Source organism: Chelativorans sp. ZYF759 (genome assembly GCF_012911015.1).
Lineage (GTDB): Bacteria > Pseudomonadota > Alphaproteobacteria > Rhizobiales > Rhizobiaceae > ZYF759.
In genome coordinates this window covers 64,379-82,708 of record NZ_WVVV01000008.1, presented here as the reverse complement: position 1 = coordinate 82,708, position 18,330 = coordinate 64,379, and the positions used below count along the sequence as shown (strand labels likewise).

Genomic DNA, 18,330 nt, shown 5'->3' with positions numbered 1-18,330 from the left:
CTTTGTCTCCTCTGGCGGGCTCCCGGGCCGCGCCCGCTTTGACCATGATGGAGCGGTCCGGTCAATTCGTCATTGGGGGCCAGGGAAATCCTAAACCGAATGGTTGACAATAAAGTCCCGTGAGGGATATTAAACCATATGGTTCACACTTTACCTGCCGCTCTCGATCGCGTCTTCCACGCCCTGTCCGATGGGACAAGGCGGGCCATGCTTGAACGCCTGAAGGAGGGTGAAATGAGCATCGGCGAACTGGCCGCGCCCTTCGCTATGAGCTTTGCCGGCGCTTCCAAGCATGTGCGGGTTCTCGAAAGCGCCGAACTGGTCAGCCGGCGCATCTCCGGCCGCACGCATTACTGCCGGCTGGAGGCGGCACGCCTCGCTGAAGCCCAGGCATGGCTGAAACACTATGAGCGCTTCTGGACACAAAGCCTCGACACGCTGGAAGCGCTGCTCAAGGCCGAGGACGGTCAGAAAGGGATGGACGATGATTGAGGCACGATACCCCGACGGCCAGGGCATCTCCCGCGAGCCGGGCTGCGTACGCATCGAACGGCTGCTGCCGGGGCCCGCGGAACGCTTGTGGGCGTATCTCGTCGATTCCGAAAAGCGCCGCCTGTGGCTCGCCGCTGGCGAAATGGAGCCTCGGGTGGGCGGCGGCGTCACGCATCTTTTCCGCCACCCGGAACTGTCCGATGAGGCAACGCCAGAGGCCCATCGCGGCTTCGACGACAGTCCACCGATGCATGGACGGGTCACGCAATGGGACCCGCCGCGTCTGCTGGCCTACACATGGCCAGGGGATGACGGCTCGAGCGAGGTCACCTTCGAGCTCTTTCCCGAAGGGCGTGACGTTCTGCTCGTGCTGACTCACCGGCGGCTGGCCGCGGCTGCCACGATGGTCAGCGTGGCGAGCGGCTGGGACGCACATCTGGGCATTCTCATCGATCGGCTGAAGGGCCAGCCGCCGCGCGGTTTCTGGTCGAACCATTTCCGGCTCACCCGGATCTATGCCCGGCGCTTTTCCGAAGGAGACAAATGATGAGACCCGTTTACTCTGGCGGACCGAACATCGCCATGAAGGTGCCGCCGCACCAGTTCGAAACGACGGTAGCCTTCTATCGCGACACGCTGAGGCTGGCCGAGATCGAAGAGCTGAAACCGAACATCGTTTTCGCGTTCGGGAAGAACCGGCTCTGGATCGATCCGACGCCGCAGATCGAACAGCCCGAATTGTGGCTCCAGGTGCAGACAGACGACCTCGGCGGCGCGGCCGATCATCTCGGGCAACTCCGCTCGCCGCGTGCCGATGCGATCGAGCCGCTGCCGGATGGATTCTCGGGCTTCTGGATATCGAGCCCCGCGGGCGTCGTCCATCTCGCCAGCAAGAGGAGTGACCCATGATCCGTATCAACATCACCAGCGTGATGGTCGATGATCAGGCCAAGGCGGAGAGGTTCTACACGGAGGTGTTGGGTTTCGAGAAGAACCTCGACATCCCCGTCCACGGCGCGCGGTTCCTGACCGTCAAGAACAGCGATGGATCGGGCGTCGACCTGTTTCTCGAGCCGGCTGGCTACGAATTCGCGAAAGTCTACCAGAAGGCGCTGTTCGACAATGGCGTGGCCGCGACGTCGCTCGGCTGCGACGACATCGACGCGGAATATGAGAGGCTGAAGGGACTGGGCGTGCCGTTCCGCACGCCGCCCAAGGCCGAGGACGAGACCGGCTTCCGCTTCGCGGTTTTCGAGGACGGCTGCGGCAATCTCATCATGCTGACCCAGGAGACATGATTGGGTCATCCATCGCTGGGCGGCGGAAGTGAATCAGCATGCTGCCCTGAAAGTCTCCGGAGCCGCTCCGGCCAAAACCGAGTTTTTCGGCAAGCCGAAGTGATGATCGGTTGCCCTCGGCGATGATGCAGCTCAGTTCTTGCGAAGGGTGATGCCGATCGGACCATTCAAGAACCAGCCTCATGGCCTCGCCCGCCATTCCCTGCCCGTGAAACTCCGGGAGAAGCGCCCAGCCTGCTTCGAGTGTGCCGCCTAGCGGGGGCAGGATGTCGCGCCGGAGATCCATGATTCCGGCCTCGCCGATCAATCGGCCGGAGTCTCGTTCCTCCACGATCCAGAAACCGAAGTCGAGCATCGCCCACATGCCGCGGAACCGCAGGATGCGAGCCCAGCACTCGCTGCGTCCGAGCGGCTTGCCGCCGATATGTCGGACTACCCCCCCATCGGACCAGAGCAGCGCATAGTCGTCCAGGTCTTCGGCCCGGTGTGCCCGCAACCTGACGCGATCGCCTTCCAGCACGGGAGCTTCCGACACGGCGTGCTACCGGTCGGCCAGCCGCTCGGCGACTAGGGCGGCCAGACGTTCGGCCACCTGGTCCTTGCCCAGCTCCGGCCATTCCTCGACGCCGTCGGACGAGACGATGCGGACCCGGTTGCGGTCGCCGCCCATCACGCCCTTTTCGTTGATGCCACTATCGGCCGAAACGTCGTTTGCAACGATCATGTCGGCGCCTTTGCGCTTGAGCTTGGCCTGTGCGTTCTCGACGACGTTTTGCGTCTCGGCGGCGAAGCCGATGACCAGCGAGGGGCGGTTGGCGTGATGGCCGACGGTCGCCAGTATGTCGGGGTTTTCCACCATGCTGAGCGAGGGCGCGCCCTCGCCCGGCTTCTTCTTCATCTTCTGGTCACTCGCGCCCTCGGTTCGCCAGTCGGCGACGGCGGCCACGAACACGCCGGCATCGGCGGGAAGTTCGGCCTCGACTGCCGCCATCATCTGGCGCGCGGTTTCCACACGCGTGGTCTTCACGCCGACCGGATCGGGAATCGTCACCGGCCCGGCGACGAGCCGGACTTCGGCGCCGAGCCTTGCCAGTGCCGCTGCGATGGCATGGCCCTGCTTTCCCGACGAGCGGTTGGCGATGTAACGCACCGGGTCGATCGGTTCGTGCGTCGGGCCGGAGGTCACGACTATTTTCTTGCCCACCAGGGGCTTCTCACTCTCGTCGAACGACGTCTCGACCGCGGCCACGATCTCCAGCGGTTCGGCCATGCGTCCCTCGCCGCCCTCGCCGCTCTCCGCCATTTCGCCGCGGTTGGGACCGACGAAGGCGATGCCATCGCGGGCAAGTGTCTCGCGGTTGCGGCGTGTGGCGGGGTGTTCCCACATCTTGGGGTTCATGGCGGGTGCGATCAGCACCTTCTTGTCGGTCGCCATGAGCACGGTCGAGGCGAGATCGTTGGCAAGCCCCGAGGCCATCTTGGCCATGAGGTCGGCGGTGGCCGGCGCCACCACGAGCAGGTCGGCCTCGCGCGACAGCCTGATATGGCCGACATCGTGTTCGTCCTCGCGGTCGAAGAGATCGGTGAAGACGCGGTCGGCGGTCAACGCGCCGACGGCCAGGGGCGTCACGAATTGCTGCGCAGCCTGGGTCATCACGCACCGCACGGAGGCACCGCGTTCACGAAGCCTGCGGATGAGGTCGAGACATTTATAGGCGGCGATGCCGCCGCCAATGATCAGAAGGATGCGTTTTCCGGCAAGTGCCAAGGATGCCTCTCCCGTATCAGGCCGGCTTCAGCGCCGGCACGATGCCGGTATGGATGAAATCCTCGCTCTTGAAAAGCAGAGGGAGGGTTCGAGTCCTGGCGAGCGCGTGGGAGAAGCAGCAGCAGGAAGAATGACTGCAATGTAGGCATTGCAGTCAATCAGCCCATCTGCAAGGCGATCCAGAACAGAGCCGCCGCAATGACCCATAGCGCGATACGGCCGGAGCGGGTGTGACGTGCTTCCGATCGGCCGATGGCCTGCGCCGTCTCATCGTCGAAGCGCAGTCCCTTCTCGGCCATGGCGTCGATCTCGCGCGACAGCCTTTCGGCGCGGGCCGCCAGTTCCGGGGCCTGGCGGGCCAGCGAGACCAGCGCCAGCGCGCCGTCGCGCGTGTCCTCCAGAAAACCCCGCGGGCCGAGATTGCCCTGAATCCAGTCCCCGACGACAGGCTCCGCCGCCTTCCACATGTTGAAGGACGGGTTGAGATTGCGCGCAACGCCTTCGACGACGACCATCGTCTTTTGCAGGAGAACCAGCTCCGGCCGCGCCTGCATGTCGAAGATTTCAGTCACCTCGAAAAGCAATGCCAGCAGCCTGGCCATCGAGATGGTTTCGGCCGGCTGGCCGTGGATCGGCTCGCCGATCGCGCGGATGGCCTGGGCAAAGGCATGAACGTCATGGATCGGCGGGACGTAGCCGGCCTCGAAATGAACCTCGGCGACGCGGAGATAATCCCGCCGGATGAAGCCGTAGAGGATCTCGGCCAGGAAACGCCGCTCCTTCTTGCCGAGACGGCCCACGATGCCGAAATCGACCGCCACGATCGTGCCGTCGGCTTCGACGAACAGATTGCCCGGATGCATGTCGGCGTGGAAGAAGCCGTCGCGCAGCGTATGGCGCAGGAAGGATTGGATGACCGTCACGCTGAGCGCGTTGAGGTCATGGCCGGCCGCGCGCAGGGCCTCGATGTTCGACATCTTGATGCCGTCGATCCACTCCATGGTGACGACGTCGCGGCCGGTGCGTTCCCAGTCCACCCAGGGAACGCGGAAACCGGGATCCTGCCGGATGTTCTCGCCAAGTTCCGACAGCGCGGCGGCTTCAAGCCGCAGATCCATCTCGATCTTGGTGGTCTGGGCCAGCATGCGCGTGACCTCGACCGGCCTCAGCCGCCGCGAGGCGGGCATGAAGCGCTCCTGCATGCGGGCGGCGAGAAAATAGCTTTCCAGATCGTTGAAGAAGCGCCGGCGAACGCCCGGCCGGATCGCCTTGACCGCGACCTTGGTGCGAACACCGTCGCGCTCGACCTCGGCCGGGTGGACCTGGGCGATCGAGGCCGCGGCGATCGGCTCGCCGAAATCGAGAAAAAGGTCGTCGATCTTGCGGCCGAGCGATTCCTCGATCGAGGTGACCGCGATCGCGCGCGGAAACGTGCTCATGCGGTCCTGGAGTTCGGCCAGGTCCATGGCGACGTCCGCGCCCACGACATCGGGACGCGTTGCCAGGAACTGGCCGAGCTTGACATAGGACGGGCCCAGCCTGTCGACCGCCTTGGACATGCGCGCGGACCGCGAATCCTCCTTGGAGCGCCGCCGCGCCACGAGCCGCGACAGCCGCCAGGCGAGATGCGCGGGGCCGGTCAGCTGATCGCCCGGCAGCGCCGCGAAGACGCCTTCGCGTGCCAGAATCCAGCCGGCTCTCAGAAGCCGGAAATAGGCGCCGGGCGTGCTCATGCGGATACCGGCCTCACAGCTTCCAGGCCGAGTGGATGGTGGCGATGCCGCCCGTCATGCCGCGCCAGCTGACGCGATCGAAGCCGGCCTTGCCGATCATCGCGCCAAAGGCTTCGGGTCTGGGAAACTTGCGGATCGATTCCACGAGGTAGCGATAGGGCTCGCCATCGCCCGCCACCGCCTGCCCGATACGCGGAATGGCGTGGAACGACCAGGCCTCATAGGCCTTGTCGAGCAGCGGCATGTCGACCTCGGAGAATTCCAGGCACAGGAAGCGGCCGCCGGTCTTCAGCACCCGGTGCGCTTCGGCCAGCGCCGTCTCGATGCGCGGCACGTTGCGGATGCCGAAGGCGATCGTGTAGGCGTCGAAGCTGTTGTCCTCGAAGGGCAGTTCCTCGGCATTCGCCTCCACAAAGGCCAGCGCGTCGCCGAAGCCGCGCTTGTGGGCCCGTTCGCGACCCACCTCCAGCATCAACCCGTTGATGTCGAGCACGGTCACGTCGGCCTGCCGGTGCGAAGCCTCGAAGATGCGGAAGGCGATGTCGCCCGTGCCGCCCGCCACGTCGAGCGAGCGCCAGCCGGGGCGCTTGGGCGGATTGAGCCAGCCGACCATCGCATCCTTCCACACACGGTGAAGGCCCGCCGACATGATGTCGTTCATCAGATCGTAGCGTTCGGCGACCTTGCGGAAGACGTCGTCGACCAGAGGCTGCTTCTGCCCCTTCTCGACGGTGCGGTATCCGAAGGAAGTTTCCATCGCGCCGGTGCTGGCGGCTCGGTCGGTCATGGTGGCATACCTGTTGCAAATCGCGCGGACCATAGCCCAACACGTTTCCCGGCGCTATCGTTGCCGGGCGCGGTCATCGGCCGCGCCCCATCTTGCCCATCAGAGGTCGTGATGCTGCCCAAAGCCGAGATCCATTGCCATATCGAAGGGGCCGCGGCGCCCGAACTCGTCCTGCGGCAGGCGCAAAAATACGGCGTCGACATGTCCGCCTTCATCCGCGACGGCTCGTTCGTGTGGAGCGACTTCACCTCTTTCCTCGCCGCCTATGACGCCGCCGCCGGCCTGTTCAGGACACAGGAGGATTACGCGCTTCTGGCCGAGACCTATCTGACGAGCCTTGCCGCGGACGGTGCCGTCTATTCGGAGTTCTTCACCTCGCCCGATCACGCCAGCCGCGCCGGCCTCTCGCCCCTGGCCTATACGGACGGGCTCGGCGAAGGCATCCTCCGCGCAAAGGCTAAGACCGGCATCGAGGCCCGCATGATCGTCACCGGGGTGCGTCATTTCGGCGTCGGCTCGGTCGAGGCAGCGGCACGATTTGCGGTCGAATGCGGCCATCCGCTGGTCACCGGCTTCGGCATGGCGGGCGAGGAGCGGAGCGGCCATCCCCGCGACTTTGCGCGCGCCTTCGACATCGCCCGGGAAGCGGGGCTCGGTATCACCGTCCATGCCGGCGAACTTGCCGGCTGGGAAAGCGTTGCCGCCGCGATGGACCATCTGCGGCCCACCCGCATCGGTCACGGCGTGCGCGCCATCGAGAACGCCGATCTCGTGGCCCGCATCGCGGACGAGGGCGTGGTGCTCGAAATCTGCCCGGTCTCCAATATCGAACTCAAGGTCTTCGCAAGCTTCGCCGCTCACCCCTTCGCCAAACTGCGCGATGCCGGCTGCCGGGTGACCCTCAATTCCGACGACCCACCCTATTTCTGGACGACGCTGAAGCGCGAATACGAGGTGGCGGCCGAGCATTTCGGCCTCGACCGCCCCGCTCTTCTGGAGGTGACGCGCACCGCCATCGCGGCAGCTTTCGTCGACGAAGAGACGCGGGCTGCCCTTTTGTCGCGTCTGGCGCCGGGCGAAAGCTGACAAAGCTGTGGTTTGCGGGGACCGGTCCGGTTTCTCCATCGGGCCGGGCCGTTTATGGTGACGGCCAGGTCGGGCAGAAAAAGGCAAGAACATGAACAAGAAGCTCAAGGGCGTCACCGTCGTCGATCATCCCCTCGTACAGCACAAGCTGTCGATCATGCGCGACAAGGAGACCTCGACGGCGAGCTTCCGGCGGCTCCTGCGCGAGATCTCGCTGCTCCTCTGCTACGAGGTGACCCGCGAACTGGAACTGACGACGCGCCGTGTCGAGACCCCGCTGACGACGATCGACGCGCCGACGCTGGAGGGCAAGAAGCTCGTCTTCGCTTCCGTTCTGCGCGCCGGCAACGGGCTTCTCGACGGCATGCTCGACCTCGTGCCGGCAGCCCGCGTCGCCCATATCGGGCTCTATCGCGACCATGACACGCTGGAGGCGGTCGAGTATTTCTTCAAGGCGCCCACGGATCTCGCCAACCGTCTCGTGATCGTCGTCGATCCGATGCTGGCGACAGCCAATTCCGCCATTGCGGCGGTCACCAAGCTCAAGGAGCGCGGCGCCACCAATCTGCGCTATCTCTGCCTGCTGGCGGCACCCGAAGGCATCGAGCGCTTCAACGCCGCGCATCCCGATGTTCCCGTCTTCACGGCATCCGTCGACGACCACCTCAACGAGAAGGGCTATATCGTGCCCGGTCTGGGCGATGCCGGCGACCGGATGTACGGCACCAAATAAGGAAGTCTGGCCGGTCAGGCGGCCGCGGTCACCCGGCGCAGGACCGTCTCCGGTCGACGTGGGCGGGCCTCCCCGATCCTGTAGGCTCCGGCGACGGCCGCCGCCGCGCCGCGGGCCGCATCCTGCGTACGCGCATGGATGAGGGCCAGCATTTCCCCCGCGCGGACCTCGGCGCCGACGGGAAGAAGGCGCGTGATGCCCACCCCGTGGTCGATGGGCAGCGACGGGTCGGTGCGCCCGCCCCCGAGTTCCACCACCGCCAGCCCGATATGGCGTGTCTCGATGCCGATCACGAACCCATCGGCCGGTGCCATGACCGCCTGCTCCACCGGCGCGATCTCGAGAAGGTCGCGATAGGTCTCCATGAAATCCGTTGGCCCGCCAAGGCTGGCGACCATCCTCCCGAAGATCTCGGCCGCACTGCCGGTGTCGAGCGCGTCGCGGGCTCGCAGGCCGGCATCCTGGTGCGAAGACGCCCTTCCGGCAGCCACGAGCATTTCCGCGGCGAGCGCGAGCGTGACCTCTTCGAGGCGCGGATCGCGATGGCGGCCGGTCAGGAAATCGACGGCATTCATCGCTTCCACGGCATTGCCGGCCGCCGACGCCAGGGGTTCGTTCATGTCGGTCATCAGGGCGGTGGCAGGAAGCCCGGCGCCCACCGCCGTCTCCACGAGGCTGCGCGCCAGATTCGCGGCATCGCGGGCCTTCGACATGAAGGCTCCATTGCCGACCTTGACGTCGAGCACCAGCGAACCCAGACCCGCCGCCAGCTTCTTGGACAATATGGAGGCCGTGATGAGCGGGATGGATTCAACCGTACCGGTGACGTCGCGAATGGCGTAGAAACGGCGATCCGCCGGGGCCAGTCTGGCCGTCTGACCGATAATGGCGCAGCCGCATTCGCGCACCGTGCGCCCGAACAGCGCATTGTCGGGCTGGCTCGCATAGCCGGGGATCGAGTCCATCTTGTCGAGCGTCCCGCCCGTGTGGCCGAGCCCGCGCCCGGAGATCATCGGCACATAGGCGCCGCAGGCCGCCACGATGGGCGCCAGCATCAGCGAGACATTGTCGCCGACACCGCCGGTCGAGTGTTTGTCGGTGACCGGGCCCGGCAGATCCGACCAGTCCAGCCTGTCACCGGAATCGCGCATCGCGAGCGTCAGCGCCACCGCCTCGTCCCGCTCCATGCCTTTCAGGAAGATCGCCATGGCGATCGCCGAGACCTGGGCATCGGTGAAGCGTCCGTCGGTGAGTCCGGCGACGAACCCGGCAATCTCTGAGGGTGAAAGGGGTTCGCCGTCGCGCTTGCGGCGTATGATCTCTTGCGGGAGCATGGTTAGCCCGTCCGGCCCTCGGCGAGCATTGCCTTGAGGATCGCTGCCAGCCGCCGGCCGCCCAGCGGCGCGACCTCCTTGGTTTCGTCGTGGGAAAGCTCCTGCCCCGTCATGCCGGCCGCCAGATTGGTGATGACCGAACAGGCCGCGACCCGGAGTCCCAGGAAGCGGGCGAGGATCACCTCCGGCACGGTCGACATGCCGACCGCATCGGCGCCCAGCACGCGCGCCATGCGGATCTCCGCCGGGGTCTCGAAGGACGGGCCGGAAAACCACATATAGACGCCTTCGTGAAGATCGATGCCGGTGGCCACGGCGGCACGCTTGAGGCCGGCCCGAAGCTCGGCGTCGTAAGCCTCCGTCATGCCGACGAAGCGCCGGTCGGTCGGCTCGCCGAACAAGGGGTTGGAGCCCGAGAAGTTGATATGGTCGCTGATCAGCATGACCGAGCCCGGCGCCATGTCCTCACGCAGCGACCCGGCCGCGTTGGTCAGCAGAAGCTTGCCGATGCCGATACCGGCCAGCGTTTCCAGGACGGGGCGCATGGCGGCGGCATTGCCGTGCTCGTAATAGTGGGCGCGGCCGGACAGGACCAGCACGTCCGTACCTGAAAGCCGGCCCGCCACGACCTCGCCGGCATGGCCGGTGACCCCGCTCTCGGGAAAGCCCGGCAACTCGCCATAGGGAATGCGCACCGCATTCTCCACTTCGCCCGCAAGCGAGCCCAGCCCGGAGCCCAGCACCAGCGCCATTTCGGGCGCGCGGCCGTCGAGCCGTTCCACCAAGCGGTCAATCGCCTGCTTCATTTCAGGTCGTCTCCTCGAAAGCCAAGCGGCAGGATGTCGGCCATGGTCAGCGTTTCGACCACGCCATTGCCGTCGCATAGGTGCAGCTTCGCCTCTGGCCCGGCAAACTCGGCCAGCCGCTGGCGGCAACCGCCGCAGGGGGTGATGCGGTCCATCTTCTCGGCCACCACGGCAATCTCGGTGATGCGGCCGCCGCCGCCCATCACGTAATGGCCGAGTGCGGTGGTCTCGGCGCACCAGCCTTCGGGAAAGGACGCGTTCTCGATGTTGCACCCCGCGAAGACGCGGCCGTCCTCCGTGCGCAACGCCGCCCCGACGGGAAAACGCGAATAGGGCGCGTGGGCCTTTTCCATCGCCGCGCGGGCGGCCTCGAACAGATCGTGGCTCATCATCGCTCCTTCACATAGGGCACGCCGCCGGCGCGCGGCGGGATGGCCCGGCCAATGAAGCCCGCCAGAAGGACCACGGTGAGCACGTAGGGCAGCGCCTGGAGGAACTGTGCCGGCACGCGGCCGACCATCGGCAGCGGCGTTCCCTGCAGTCGGATGGAGATGGCGTCGAGGAAGCCGAATAGCAGGCAGGCGAGCATGGCCGGGCCGGGCCGCCATTTGGCGAAGATGAGGGCGGCCAGCGCGATGAAGCCGCGGCCCGCCGTCATGTCCTTCACGAAGCCGGCCCCGATGGACATCGACAGATAGGCGCCGGCGAAACCACACAGGATGCCGGTGCAGATCACCGCGCGGTAGCGCAGCCAGGCGACCGAAATGCCGGCCGTGTCGACGGCGGCCGGATTTTCGCCGACCGCCCTGAGCCGCAGCCCGAAACGGGTGCGGAAGAGCACCCACCACGAGAAGAAGACCATGAAGAAGGCGATATAGACCAGGATCGAATGGCCGGACAGGACGACCGAGTAGATCTCGCCGATGATGGGGACGCCGCGCAGCTCGCTGGCGAAAGGCAGGGTGATCGCCGTAAAACGCTGGTCGCCGGTCAGCGAGGGCGTGCGCCCGCCCTGCATGAACCATGCCTGCCCCAGAATGACGGTGGCCCCGGCCGCGATGAAGTTGATCGCCACGCCCGACACGATCTGGTTGCCGCGATTGGTGATGGAGGCGAAGCCGTGGACCAGCGCGAAGGCGGTGGAGACGACGATGGCCGCCATCAGGCCCAGCCAGGGATTGCCGTAGACGGCGGCCATGGCCGCGCCGGCGAAGGCCGCCGCCAGCATCTTGCCTTCAAGACCGATGTCGAAGACGCCCGCCCGCTCGGAAAAGAGACCGGCAAGACAGGCAAACAGCAGTGGGATCGACAGCCTGATCGTGGAATCGAAGACCTGGGCGAAGAAGGTTACGACTTCCATGTCACGCGCCCTCCCTGCCGGTGCGGCCCAGTCCGACGGATCGCGGGCTCACGCTTGCGAAGGCGGCCGCCAGCCATGGCCGGAACATGTGCTCCAGCGCCCCGGCGAACAGGATCACGAGCCCCTGAATGATGACGATCATGTCGCGGCTGATATTCGGCATCATGAAGGCGATTTCGGCGCCGCCCTGATAGAGCATGCCGAAAAGGATTGCAGCGGGCACGATGCCGGCGGGATGCGAGCGGCCCATGAGGGCGACCGCGATGCCCACGAAGCCGGCACCGGTGACAAAATCGAGCTGCAGGCGGTTGGTGTCGCCCATGACGGGATTAAGCGCCATCATGCCGGCCAGCGCGCCGGAGATCAGCATGGTGATGACGACGATGCGCGCCTCGCCGATACCCGCGTAGCGTGCCGCCTTCGGGCTGTGGCCCTGCGTGCGGATCTCGTAGCCGAGCCGCGTGCGCCAGATCAGAATCCAGACAAGGAAGGCGCAGACCAGGGCCAGCAGGAATGAGATGTTGAGCGGTGATGAGCGGATCGTGAAGCCGAAGGCCTCGAGCATCCAGTTCAACTTGGGCAATTGCCCGCCTTCGAAGAAGGTGCGGGTCTGCGGGGCCATCTGGCCGGCCGGCTTCAGCGGACCGACAAGAAGATAGACCATCAGGCTGGCGGCGATGAAGTTGAACATGATGGTGGTGATGACGACGTGGCTGCCGCGCTTGGCCTGCAGGATAGCGGGGATGAAGGCCCAGGCCGCGCCCGCCAGGGCAGCGCCCAGGATGGCCACCGGGAAGGTGATCCACCAGGGCACGAGCGTATCGAGCCACAGGCACACCAGCGCCACGCCGAGCCCGCCGACATAGGCCTGCCCCTCGCCCCCGATGTTGAACAACCCGCCATGAAACGCCACCGCCACCGCCAGGCCCGTGAAGATGAAGCTCGTCGCGTAATAGAGCGTGTAGGCGATGTTCTGGCCGCTGCCGAAGGCGCCTTCGACCAGAAGCGACGCCGCGCGAACCGGGCTCTCGCCGGCCAGAAGCACGACCAGACCTGAAACGCTGAAGGCCACGATGACGTTGATCAGCGGCAGCAGCCCGTAATCGGCCCAGCCGGGCAGCTTTCCATGTGGAATCGCCATTATTCCGCCGCCTCTCTCGATTCCACGCCCGCCATGAGCAGTCCCAGTTCGCCCTCGTCGGCATCGCTGTCGCGCTCGCCGACCACGCGGCCGTCGAACATGACCAATATGCGGTCCGACAGGGCGCGGATCTCGTCGAGTTCGACCGAGACGAGGAGCACCGCCTTGCCCTGGTCGCGCATGTCGATCAGGCGGCGGTGGATGAATTCGATCGCGCCGACATCGACGCCGCGCGTCGGCTGACCCACGACAAGCACGTTGGGGTCCTTCTCCATCTCGCGGGCCAGCACGATCTTCTGCTGGTTTCCGCCCGAGAAATTGGCGGTCTTCAGCCGTTCGTTGGGCGGGCGGATGTCGTATTTCTCGATCTTGTCGCGGGCGTCGGCGCGGATGGCCTCGATGTCGAGGAAGGGTCCGCGCAGGTAGAAGTCGCGGTCGTGATAGCCCAGCATGGAGTTCTCGTACTCCTCGAAGGGCAGCACGAGGCCGACATAATGGCGGTCTTCCGGCACGTGGGCCAGGCCGCGGTCGCGAAGCTCGCCCGGATCGGCATTGCCCGTCACGTCGATCGGCTCGCCGTTGAGCAGCACCTGGCCGGATTTGGCCTGCCGGATGCCGGATATGGTCTCCAGGAGCTGCGACTGGCCGTTGCCGGCCACGCCTGCGATGCCGACAATCTCGCCGCCGCGCACATCGAAGGAGACGTCGTTGACCACCGTCACGCCGCGCGAATCCACGACGGTGAGGTTCCTGACCGACAGCCTGACCTCGCCCGGCCGCGCCTCGCCCTTGTCGACGCGCAAGAGCACGCGGCGGCCGACCATCAGCTCGGCCAGTTCCTCCACCGTGGTCTCGCCCGTCTTGCGGGTGGCCACCATCTGGCCCTGGCGCATGACCGAGACATTGTCGGTGATCGCCATGATCTCGCGCAGCTTGTGGGTGATCAGCACCACCGTCTTTCCCTGCTCCTTGAGCTGGGCCAGGATGCGGAAGAGGTGGTCGGCCTCGGCCGGCGTCAGCACGCCGGTGGGCTCGTCAAGGATCAGGATCTCGGCGCCGCGATAGAGCGCCTTGAGGATCTCCACGCGCTGCTGCAGCCCGACCGGCAGCTCCTCGATGATCGCATCGGCACTGACCTCGAGCCCGTATTCGCGCTCCAGCCGCCGCAGTTCGGAACGTGCCTTGGCGAGCGAGGACTTCAGAAGCGCCTCGCCCTCGGCGCCGAGGATCACGTTCTCGATGACGGAGAAGTTCTGCACCAGCATGAAGTGCTGATGCACCATGCCGATGCCCTGCTTGATGGCGTCGTCGGGCGAGTTGATCGTGGTCGGCCGGCCATCGACGCGGATCTCGCCGGAATCGGCCTGGTAGAAGCCGTACAGGATCGACATCAGCGTCGACTTGCCGGCCCCGTTCTCGCCGATGATGCCGTGAATGGTGCCCTTCTCGATCTTGAGATCGATGTCCTTGTTGGCGTGGACGGCGCCGAAGCTCTTGTTGATGCCGACAAGTTCGATCGCCGCTTGCACCATCGGCTGGCCCCTCGTTTTTATCGTTTGGTCAACGCTAGCATGCCGGCCTCCCCCTGCCAACGCGCCTGATTACTCTCGACAAATGGGAGCGCGCTTGTCAATTTCCCTCGCCATGACAACCACCCTTGCCCCCTTTTCTTTTCACACCACCCCTGGCCTCGTCTTCCGGCCGTCGGCGGCGGGCGAGCTGGGCGCGATCGCGGCCAGCCGGCTCGGCGGGTCGGTCCTGTTCGTCACCGATCCGGGCCTCACCCGGCTCGGCCTGGGCGAACCCGCCATCGCCTCGCTGCAAGAGGCCGGGCTTAAGGTCACGGTCTTCGACGCCGTCGAGGCCGACCCCTCGCTTGCCACCCTCATGAAGGCGGTCGAGATCGGCCGGGCGGCGAATGCCACCGGCGTCGCCGGTTTCGGCGGCGGTTCCTCGCTCGACGTCGCCAAGCTGGCCGCGCTCCTGCTGGGCTCGGGCGAGGATCTGGACGAGGCCTGGGGCGTGGGCAATGCGAAGGGGCCGCGCCTGCCGCTGGTGCTCGTGCCGACAACCGCCGGAACGGGATCGGAAGTCACGCCGGTCTCCATCATCACCGTCGGCCAGGAGGAAAAGCGAGGCGTCTCCAGTGCGCTTCTTCTGCCGGACATTGCCGTGCTCGATCCCGATCTCACCCTCGGCCTGCCGCCGGCGATCACCGCGGCCACCGGCATCGATGCCATGGTCCATGCGATCGAGGCCTATGCTTCCAGGAGCGCCAACAACAATCCCCTATCGAAGACGCTGGCGCGCGAGGCGCTGCGGCTTCTTGCGGCCAATATCGAGACAGCCGTCTTCGACGGGCAGAACATGGAGGCGCGCTCGGCCATGCTGCTCGGCTCGATGCTGGCGGGTCAGGCCTTCGCCAATTCGCCCGTCGCGGCGGTGCATGCGCTGGCCTACCCGATCGGCGGAACCTTCCACGTCCCGCACGGGCTCTCCAACGCGCTCGTGCTGCCGCATGTGCTGCGCTTCAACGCGCCGGAGGCCGCCCATCTCTACGCCGAGATCGCCGGCGACTGCTTTCCGGATCTGGCGGGAGGAGACGACACGCAGGGCCGCTGTAGCGCCTTCATCGAGCGGCTGGCGGGCCTGTCGGCCAGGGTCGGGCTTCAGCAGCGCCTGCGCGATGTGGGCATTGGCGAGGAGCATCTGGCAAAGATGGCTGCCGACGCGATGAAGCAGCAGAGATTGCTGGTCAACAACCCGCGCGCGGTATCGCAGGCCGATGCGCTCGACATCTACAGGGCCGCCTGGTGAGCCGCCCCGTCCCCACCACGCGCGCGGATTATCGCGCCTTCCGCACGCTGACCACGCGATGGATGGACAACGACATCTATGGCCACATGAACAACGTGGTCCATTATTCGCTGTTCGACAGCGCGGTGAATGGCTGGCTGATAGAGGAAGGCGTGCTCGACATCGCGGGCGGCGACCAGATCGGCCTCGTGGTTGAGACCGGCTGCCGCTATTTCTCGGAGATGGCCTTTCCGGACACGGTCACCGCGGGCCTCAGGGTCGCCAGGCTCGGCACCTCGTCGGTGCGCTACGAGGTTGGTCTGTTCCGAAACGACGAGACGCAGGCGGCCGCGGAAGGCTTTTTCGTCCATGTCTATGTCGATCGCAGGAGCCGACGGCCGACGCCGGTCGGGGATGCATTGCGCATGGCGCTGGAGTCCATTGCCACATGAACACCGACGATGACCGGCTTACACGCCTCGAGATCATGGCCGCCGAACAGGATCGCACCATCGAGGAACTGTCCGGGCAGATCGCCGGGCAGTGGAGGGAGATCGAGGCGCTGCGCCAGAAGCTCGATCTCCTGACGAAGCGCCTCATGGAAGTGGAGGCGAACGCGTCTCCGGACATCCCGGTGACCCGGCCGCCGCACTGGTAGGGAAGCGACGATGACCGGAGCCAGGGACTCCGGCCATCGCGTCCCCCGCATCCTCCGGCTTACATGGCCGGAAGGATTGCGATATCGCGCACGGTGCCCTCGACGCCGTCGAGCTCGGCTTCCATGACGGCTTCGCCGGTTTCGATGTCGACCGTGTAGATGCCGTTCCCGACAACCATCCACAGCACGTTGTCATCCATGCCGCGCACCTCGAAATCGATCGCGTAGTGATCCGCGTCCACGCCGAGCATGCCGATCGTGGCGAGGGTGCCGTCATTGGGTGCCGTCTGGCGCAGCAGGGCGCCGAGCGAGGCATCGATATCCCACATGGAGGTGGTTTCCGGCGTCTCCATCGGCACCCCGTTGGTGTAGGCGGTCGCCACCACGTTCGGCTCGGCATCGGCGTTCATGTCGCCGTCGTCAAAATGCAGCGATCCGTCGACCAGGGTCTCGCCCGTATCGACATTGATGCGCAGATTGGTGCCGTCGGAACCCATGACGCGGAGGCGGTCGGCCACGGGGTTGAAGTTGACGCTGGCCGTCACGCCTTCGGGCAGCATCTCCGACAGCATCTCGCCTTCGGTGGCCATGCCGGTGTCGAGGTCGATGGTCACCAGCGCGCCATTGCCGGCAACCCCATAGAGCATGCCGTCGGCCGGACGCACGTCGATGCCATGCAGGCGTTCGACACCTTCGACGTCGACCATGTTCATCACTTCGCCCGTGGTCGTCTCGAACCAGACCAGGGTGCGGTCGTCGACAAGGCCGACCGCGGGCGCGGCGACGGCTGCCGAAGCGATCGCCATGGTGCCGGCGCCAATCAGCGACAGCGTCGCAATACGATTGAGAATGGGGGACATTTCTCTCTCCTTTTGGAATTCATTTGCATTCGCGCAGGAGGCCGGTGCCTTCGGGCCCTCGATCGTCCTGCATGGGTGCTACACATGGAGAGCTGCTCCTGGATGCACGGGCCTCAACTTTTTTTTCGTTTCAGGCATCCAAAGACGACCGCCTGGGGTAGAACGGTGTGATTGACGTTGAACAGCGATTTGGTCGGGCGGGTTTGAATCTCACTCATTTGTCTTCACTGGAACGGTTGCTCGGCCGCATAGCCGATGGCGAGCGGTCGGCGCTTGAGAACCTCTTTCGTCTCGAAGCCGGACGGATGATCGCGATCGCGCGTCGGATCGTCAGGCGCAAGGATCTTGCCGAAGAGGTGGTTCAGGACGTGTTCTGCACCGTCTGGCGCCGGGCCTCCCAGTTCGACGCCGCCAAGGGGTCTGCGCGGGCCTGGTTGACGACCATCGTGCGTCACCGCGCCCTCAACCTGCTGCGCGACAGCGCGCGGATGGATTTTCACGACCCCGCCACTCTGGCTGATCTCGGCGATCGCGCGGGCGACGCCCAGCATGCCTATGATGCACTGCCGCCCGGCGACGAGTTGCGGCGGTGTCTCGACGAACTCGAGCCGAACCGGCGCCAATCGATCGTGATGGCCTATGTGGTCGGCTTTACCCACGGCGAAATCGCATCGCAGCTGAAAGCTCCTGTCGGCACGGTCAAGGCTTGGATTCGCAGGGGCGTGATCGCGCTTCGGGAGTGCCTGTCATGACACCCGAGGAAATCCGTACCGCACGCGCCGGCGAATACGTGCTCGGCCTCCTGGACGACGAGGCGCTCGCGCGTTTCGAGGAGGAACTTGCCGCGGATCAAGAACTGGCGCGCGAAGTCGCCAGTCTGGCGGGACGTTTCGAAGCGCTGCAGGAACACCTTCCGCACGAAACCGCGTCGGAGGAGCTCTGGCGAAAGATCGCGGAGCGCCTCGATCGAGAAGGCGAGGCTGCATCTGCGTCCGCACCGACTTCGCCGCCTCGCGTCGCGCCGCCTCGCAGGAGAGGTCTGTCCGGCTGGCAGAACGCGCTTCTGGCCGCGTGCCTTCTGGCGGCCTTCGGCCTCGGCTATGTGGGCGGACAGTTCATGCAGCCCGCACCCGAACCTGTCGTCGTGGTCGTGCTGGTTGATGACGACGAGGTGCCGGCGGCCTTCATGGAGGCCTATGGCGACGATCGGGTTCGTATCGTGCCACTGCGTGACTTCGACGTGCCGGGTGGCAAGGTAATGGAAGCCTGGACGATGTTCGATGAGGATGTCGGACCGGTGTCTCTCGGAACCTTCAGCCAGCCTCGGGAACTGGTTCTGGCCGGGCCGGATCTGCCCCGGCCGCAGGCCGACCAGTTTTACGCCATCACGCTCGAAGACGCTCCGGGTTCGCCGGTGGGCAGGCCGCTCGGCCCGATGCTTGTCCAGGGACTGGCCGTGCGTCCGCCGCGATAGAAGC

22 protein-coding genes are annotated in these 18,330 nt (G+C 65.8%); 11 read left to right on the top strand and 11 right to left on the bottom strand.

The features are described 5' to 3' along the window. Window positions 1-138: 138 nt before the first annotated feature. From GRZ55_RS14305 to GRZ55_RS14290, 4 genes are read left to right on the top strand one after another with little or no spacing between them, the layout of a single operon-like run. The gene (locus GRZ55_RS14305) at window positions 139-492 is read left to right on the top strand and encodes a helix-turn-helix transcriptional regulator (protein WP_169287619.1); all 354 of its coding nucleotides are present in this window, start codon (window positions 139-141) and stop codon (window positions 490-492) included. Next, window positions 485-1,039, top strand: coding sequence for an SRPBCC family protein (locus GRZ55_RS14300; RefSeq protein WP_169287618.1), 555 nt, complete (start codon window positions 485-487; stop codon window positions 1,037-1,039). Before GRZ55_RS14305 ends, GRZ55_RS14300 begins: the two co-directional genes overlap by 8 nt. Beyond that, window positions 1,039-1,401, top strand: a complete 363-nt coding sequence (locus GRZ55_RS14295) for a hypothetical protein (RefSeq protein ID WP_210257352.1) — start codon at window positions 1,039-1,041, stop codon at window positions 1,399-1,401. The genes GRZ55_RS14300 and GRZ55_RS14295 overlap by 1 nt, the downstream gene beginning before the upstream one ends. Continuing rightward, window positions 1,398-1,790, top strand: coding sequence for a VOC family protein (locus GRZ55_RS14290; protein WP_169287616.1), 393 nt, complete (start codon window positions 1,398-1,400; stop codon window positions 1,788-1,790). The genes GRZ55_RS14295 and GRZ55_RS14290 overlap by 4 nt, the downstream gene beginning before the upstream one ends. On the opposite strand, the gene GRZ55_RS14285 is transcribed toward GRZ55_RS14290, so the two are convergent. From GRZ55_RS14285 to ubiE, 4 genes are all read right to left on the bottom strand, one after another. Next, entirely contained in the window at window positions 1,768-2,310 is a 543-nt protein-coding gene (locus GRZ55_RS14285; protein ID WP_368856619.1) for a GNAT family N-acetyltransferase, read from the bottom strand. The two genes, GRZ55_RS14290 and GRZ55_RS14285, sit on opposite strands and share 23 nt — an antisense overlap. A gap of 21 nt (window positions 2,311-2,331) precedes the next feature. Continuing rightward, window positions 2,332-3,558 (bottom strand): bifunctional phosphopantothenoylcysteine decarboxylase/phosphopantothenate--cysteine ligase CoaBC, encoded by a 1,227-nt coding sequence (gene coaBC, locus GRZ55_RS14280; RefSeq protein ID WP_169287614.1) that lies wholly within the window; start codon window positions 3,556-3,558, stop codon window positions 2,332-2,334. Window positions 3,559-3,716: 158 nt separating this feature from the next. Then, window positions 3,717-5,291, bottom strand: a complete 1,575-nt coding sequence (gene ubiB, locus GRZ55_RS14275) for a 2-polyprenylphenol 6-hydroxylase (RefSeq protein ID WP_169287613.1) — start codon at window positions 5,289-5,291, stop codon at window positions 3,717-3,719. A gap of 13 nt (window positions 5,292-5,304) precedes the next feature. Further along, window positions 5,305-6,078 (bottom strand): bifunctional demethylmenaquinone methyltransferase/2-methoxy-6-polyprenyl-1,4-benzoquinol methylase UbiE, encoded by a 774-nt coding sequence (ubiE, locus tag GRZ55_RS14270; RefSeq protein WP_169287612.1) that lies wholly within the window; start codon window positions 6,076-6,078, stop codon window positions 5,305-5,307. A 111-nt stretch (window positions 6,079-6,189) separates the two neighbouring features. Between ubiE and GRZ55_RS14265 the strand changes: the two genes are divergently transcribed. Then, complete coding sequence (locus GRZ55_RS14265) at window positions 6,190-7,164, top strand: adenosine deaminase (protein WP_169287611.1); 975 nt, start codon at window positions 6,190-6,192, stop codon at window positions 7,162-7,164. Between the two features lie 91 nt (window positions 7,165-7,255). After that, on the top strand, window positions 7,256-7,897 hold the full coding sequence (upp, locus tag GRZ55_RS14260; protein WP_169287610.1) for a uracil phosphoribosyltransferase: 642 nt from the start codon (window positions 7,256-7,258) through the stop codon (window positions 7,895-7,897). 14 nt (window positions 7,898-7,911) lie between these two features. Here upp and deoA read toward each other — a convergent pair whose 3' ends face one another. From deoA to GRZ55_RS14230, 6 genes are read right to left on the bottom strand one after another with little or no spacing between them, the layout of a single operon-like run. After that, window positions 7,912-9,231, bottom strand: a complete 1,320-nt coding sequence (deoA, locus tag GRZ55_RS14255) for a thymidine phosphorylase (protein ID WP_169287609.1) — start codon at window positions 9,229-9,231, stop codon at window positions 7,912-7,914. Window positions 9,232-9,233: 2 nt separating this feature from the next. Then, the gene (locus GRZ55_RS14250; protein WP_169287608.1) at window positions 9,234-10,037 is read right to left on the bottom strand and encodes a purine-nucleoside phosphorylase; all 804 of its coding nucleotides are present in this window, start codon (window positions 10,035-10,037) and stop codon (window positions 9,234-9,236) included. Beyond that, the gene (locus tag GRZ55_RS14245; RefSeq protein WP_169287607.1) at window positions 10,034-10,426 is read right to left on the bottom strand and encodes a cytidine deaminase; all 393 of its coding nucleotides are present in this window, start codon (window positions 10,424-10,426) and stop codon (window positions 10,034-10,036) included. Before GRZ55_RS14245 ends, GRZ55_RS14250 begins: the two co-directional genes overlap by 4 nt. Next, window positions 10,426-11,397, bottom strand: a complete 972-nt coding sequence (locus GRZ55_RS14240) for an ABC transporter permease (protein WP_169287606.1) — start codon at window positions 11,395-11,397, stop codon at window positions 10,426-10,428. The genes GRZ55_RS14245 and GRZ55_RS14240 overlap by 1 nt, the downstream gene beginning before the upstream one ends. A gap of 1 nt (window position 11,398) precedes the next feature. Continuing rightward, window positions 11,399-12,538, bottom strand: a complete 1,140-nt coding sequence (locus tag GRZ55_RS14235) for an ABC transporter permease (RefSeq protein WP_169287605.1) — start codon at window positions 12,536-12,538, stop codon at window positions 11,399-11,401. Next, window positions 12,538-14,070 carry an ABC transporter ATP-binding protein gene (locus GRZ55_RS14230; protein ID WP_169287604.1) on the bottom strand — a complete coding sequence of 511 codons (1,533 nt, stop codon included), beginning with the start codon at window positions 14,068-14,070 and terminating at the stop codon, window positions 12,538-12,540. The genes GRZ55_RS14235 and GRZ55_RS14230 overlap by 1 nt, the downstream gene beginning before the upstream one ends. Window positions 14,071-14,182: 112 nt before the next feature. Here GRZ55_RS14230 and GRZ55_RS14225 point away from each other — a divergent pair, with 112 nt between their 5' ends. Genes GRZ55_RS14225 through GRZ55_RS14215 form a run of 3 tightly spaced genes read left to right on the top strand, consistent with a single transcriptional unit; the run spans window position 14,183 to window position 15,992 of the window. Continuing rightward, the gene (locus GRZ55_RS14225; protein WP_169287745.1) at window positions 14,183-15,355 is read left to right on the top strand and encodes an iron-containing alcohol dehydrogenase; all 1,173 of its coding nucleotides are present in this window, start codon (window positions 14,183-14,185) and stop codon (window positions 15,353-15,355) included. Then, window positions 15,349-15,786 carry a thioesterase family protein gene (locus GRZ55_RS14220; protein WP_246734772.1) on the top strand — a complete coding sequence of 146 codons (438 nt, stop codon included), beginning with the start codon at window positions 15,349-15,351 and terminating at the stop codon, window positions 15,784-15,786. The genes GRZ55_RS14225 and GRZ55_RS14220 overlap by 7 nt, the downstream gene beginning before the upstream one ends. Next, a complete protein-coding gene (locus GRZ55_RS14215) occupies window positions 15,783-15,992 on the top strand; it encodes a SlyX family protein (protein WP_169287603.1) in 210 nt (69 codons plus the stop codon). The genes GRZ55_RS14220 and GRZ55_RS14215 overlap by 4 nt, the downstream gene beginning before the upstream one ends. 59 nt (window positions 15,993-16,051) lie before the next feature. Here the strand turns inward: GRZ55_RS14215 and GRZ55_RS14210 are convergent, their stop codons facing one another. Beyond that, complete coding sequence (locus GRZ55_RS14210; RefSeq protein ID WP_246734760.1) at window positions 16,052-16,852, bottom strand: DUF4394 domain-containing protein; 801 nt, start codon at window positions 16,850-16,852, stop codon at window positions 16,052-16,054. A 218-nt stretch (window positions 16,853-17,070) separates the two neighbouring features. Between GRZ55_RS14210 and GRZ55_RS14205 the strand changes: the two genes are divergently transcribed. Next, window positions 17,071-17,604 (top strand): sigma-70 family RNA polymerase sigma factor, encoded by a 534-nt coding sequence (locus tag GRZ55_RS14205; RefSeq protein ID WP_246734759.1) that lies wholly within the window; start codon window positions 17,071-17,073, stop codon window positions 17,602-17,604. Further along, on the top strand, window positions 17,601-18,326 hold the full coding sequence (locus tag GRZ55_RS14200; RefSeq protein WP_169287602.1) for an anti-sigma factor: 726 nt from the start codon (window positions 17,601-17,603) through the stop codon (window positions 18,324-18,326). Before GRZ55_RS14205 ends, GRZ55_RS14200 begins: the two co-directional genes overlap by 4 nt. Window positions 18,327-18,330: the final 4 nt, after the last annotated feature.

Coding starts and splice junctions, on each gene's coding strand:
- GRZ55_RS14265 (WP_169287611.1), top strand. CDS start 6,190: ATGCTGCCCAAAGCCGAGATCCATTGCCATATCGAAGGGGCCGCGGCG.
- GRZ55_RS14305 (WP_169287619.1), top strand. CDS start 139: ATGGTTCACACTTTACCTGCCGCTCTCGATCGCGTCTTCCACGCCCTG.
- GRZ55_RS14225 (WP_169287745.1), top strand. CDS start 14,183: ATGACAACCACCCTTGCCCCCTTTTCTTTTCACACCACCCCTGGCCTC.
- GRZ55_RS14210 (WP_246734760.1), bottom strand. CDS start 16,852: ATGTCCCCCATTCTCAATCGTATTGCGACGCTGTCGCTGATTGGCGCC.
- upp (WP_169287610.1), top strand. CDS start 7,256: ATGAACAAGAAGCTCAAGGGCGTCACCGTCGTCGATCATCCCCTCGTA.
- ubiE (WP_169287612.1), bottom strand. CDS start 6,078: ATGACCGACCGAGCCGCCAGCACCGGCGCGATGGAAACTTCCTTCGGA.
- GRZ55_RS14230 (WP_169287604.1), bottom strand. CDS start 14,070: ATGGTGCAAGCGGCGATCGAACTTGTCGGCATCAACAAGAGCTTCGGC.
- GRZ55_RS14245 (WP_169287607.1), bottom strand. CDS start 10,426: ATGAGCCACGATCTGTTCGAGGCCGCCCGCGCGGCGATGGAAAAGGCC.
- GRZ55_RS14250 (WP_169287608.1), bottom strand. CDS start 10,037: ATGAAGCAGGCGATTGACCGCTTGGTGGAACGGCTCGACGGCCGCGCG.
- ubiB (WP_169287613.1), bottom strand. CDS start 5,291: ATGAGCACGCCCGGCGCCTATTTCCGGCTTCTGAGAGCCGGCTGGATT.
- deoA (WP_169287609.1), bottom strand. CDS start 9,231: ATGCTCCCGCAAGAGATCATACGCCGCAAGCGCGACGGCGAACCCCTT.
- GRZ55_RS14290 (WP_169287616.1), top strand. CDS start 1,398: ATGATCCGTATCAACATCACCAGCGTGATGGTCGATGATCAGGCCAAG.
- GRZ55_RS14235 (WP_169287605.1), bottom strand. CDS start 12,538: ATGGCGATTCCACATGGAAAGCTGCCCGGCTGGGCCGATTACGGGCTG.
- GRZ55_RS14300 (WP_169287618.1), top strand. CDS start 485: ATGATTGAGGCACGATACCCCGACGGCCAGGGCATCTCCCGCGAGCCG.
- GRZ55_RS14200 (WP_169287602.1), top strand. CDS start 17,601: ATGACACCCGAGGAAATCCGTACCGCACGCGCCGGCGAATACGTGCTC.
- GRZ55_RS14295 (WP_210257352.1), top strand. CDS start 1,039: ATGAGACCCGTTTACTCTGGCGGACCGAACATCGCCATGAAGGTGCCG.
- GRZ55_RS14215 (WP_169287603.1), top strand. CDS start 15,783: ATGAACACCGACGATGACCGGCTTACACGCCTCGAGATCATGGCCGCC.
- GRZ55_RS14240 (WP_169287606.1), bottom strand. CDS start 11,397: ATGGAAGTCGTAACCTTCTTCGCCCAGGTCTTCGATTCCACGATCAGG.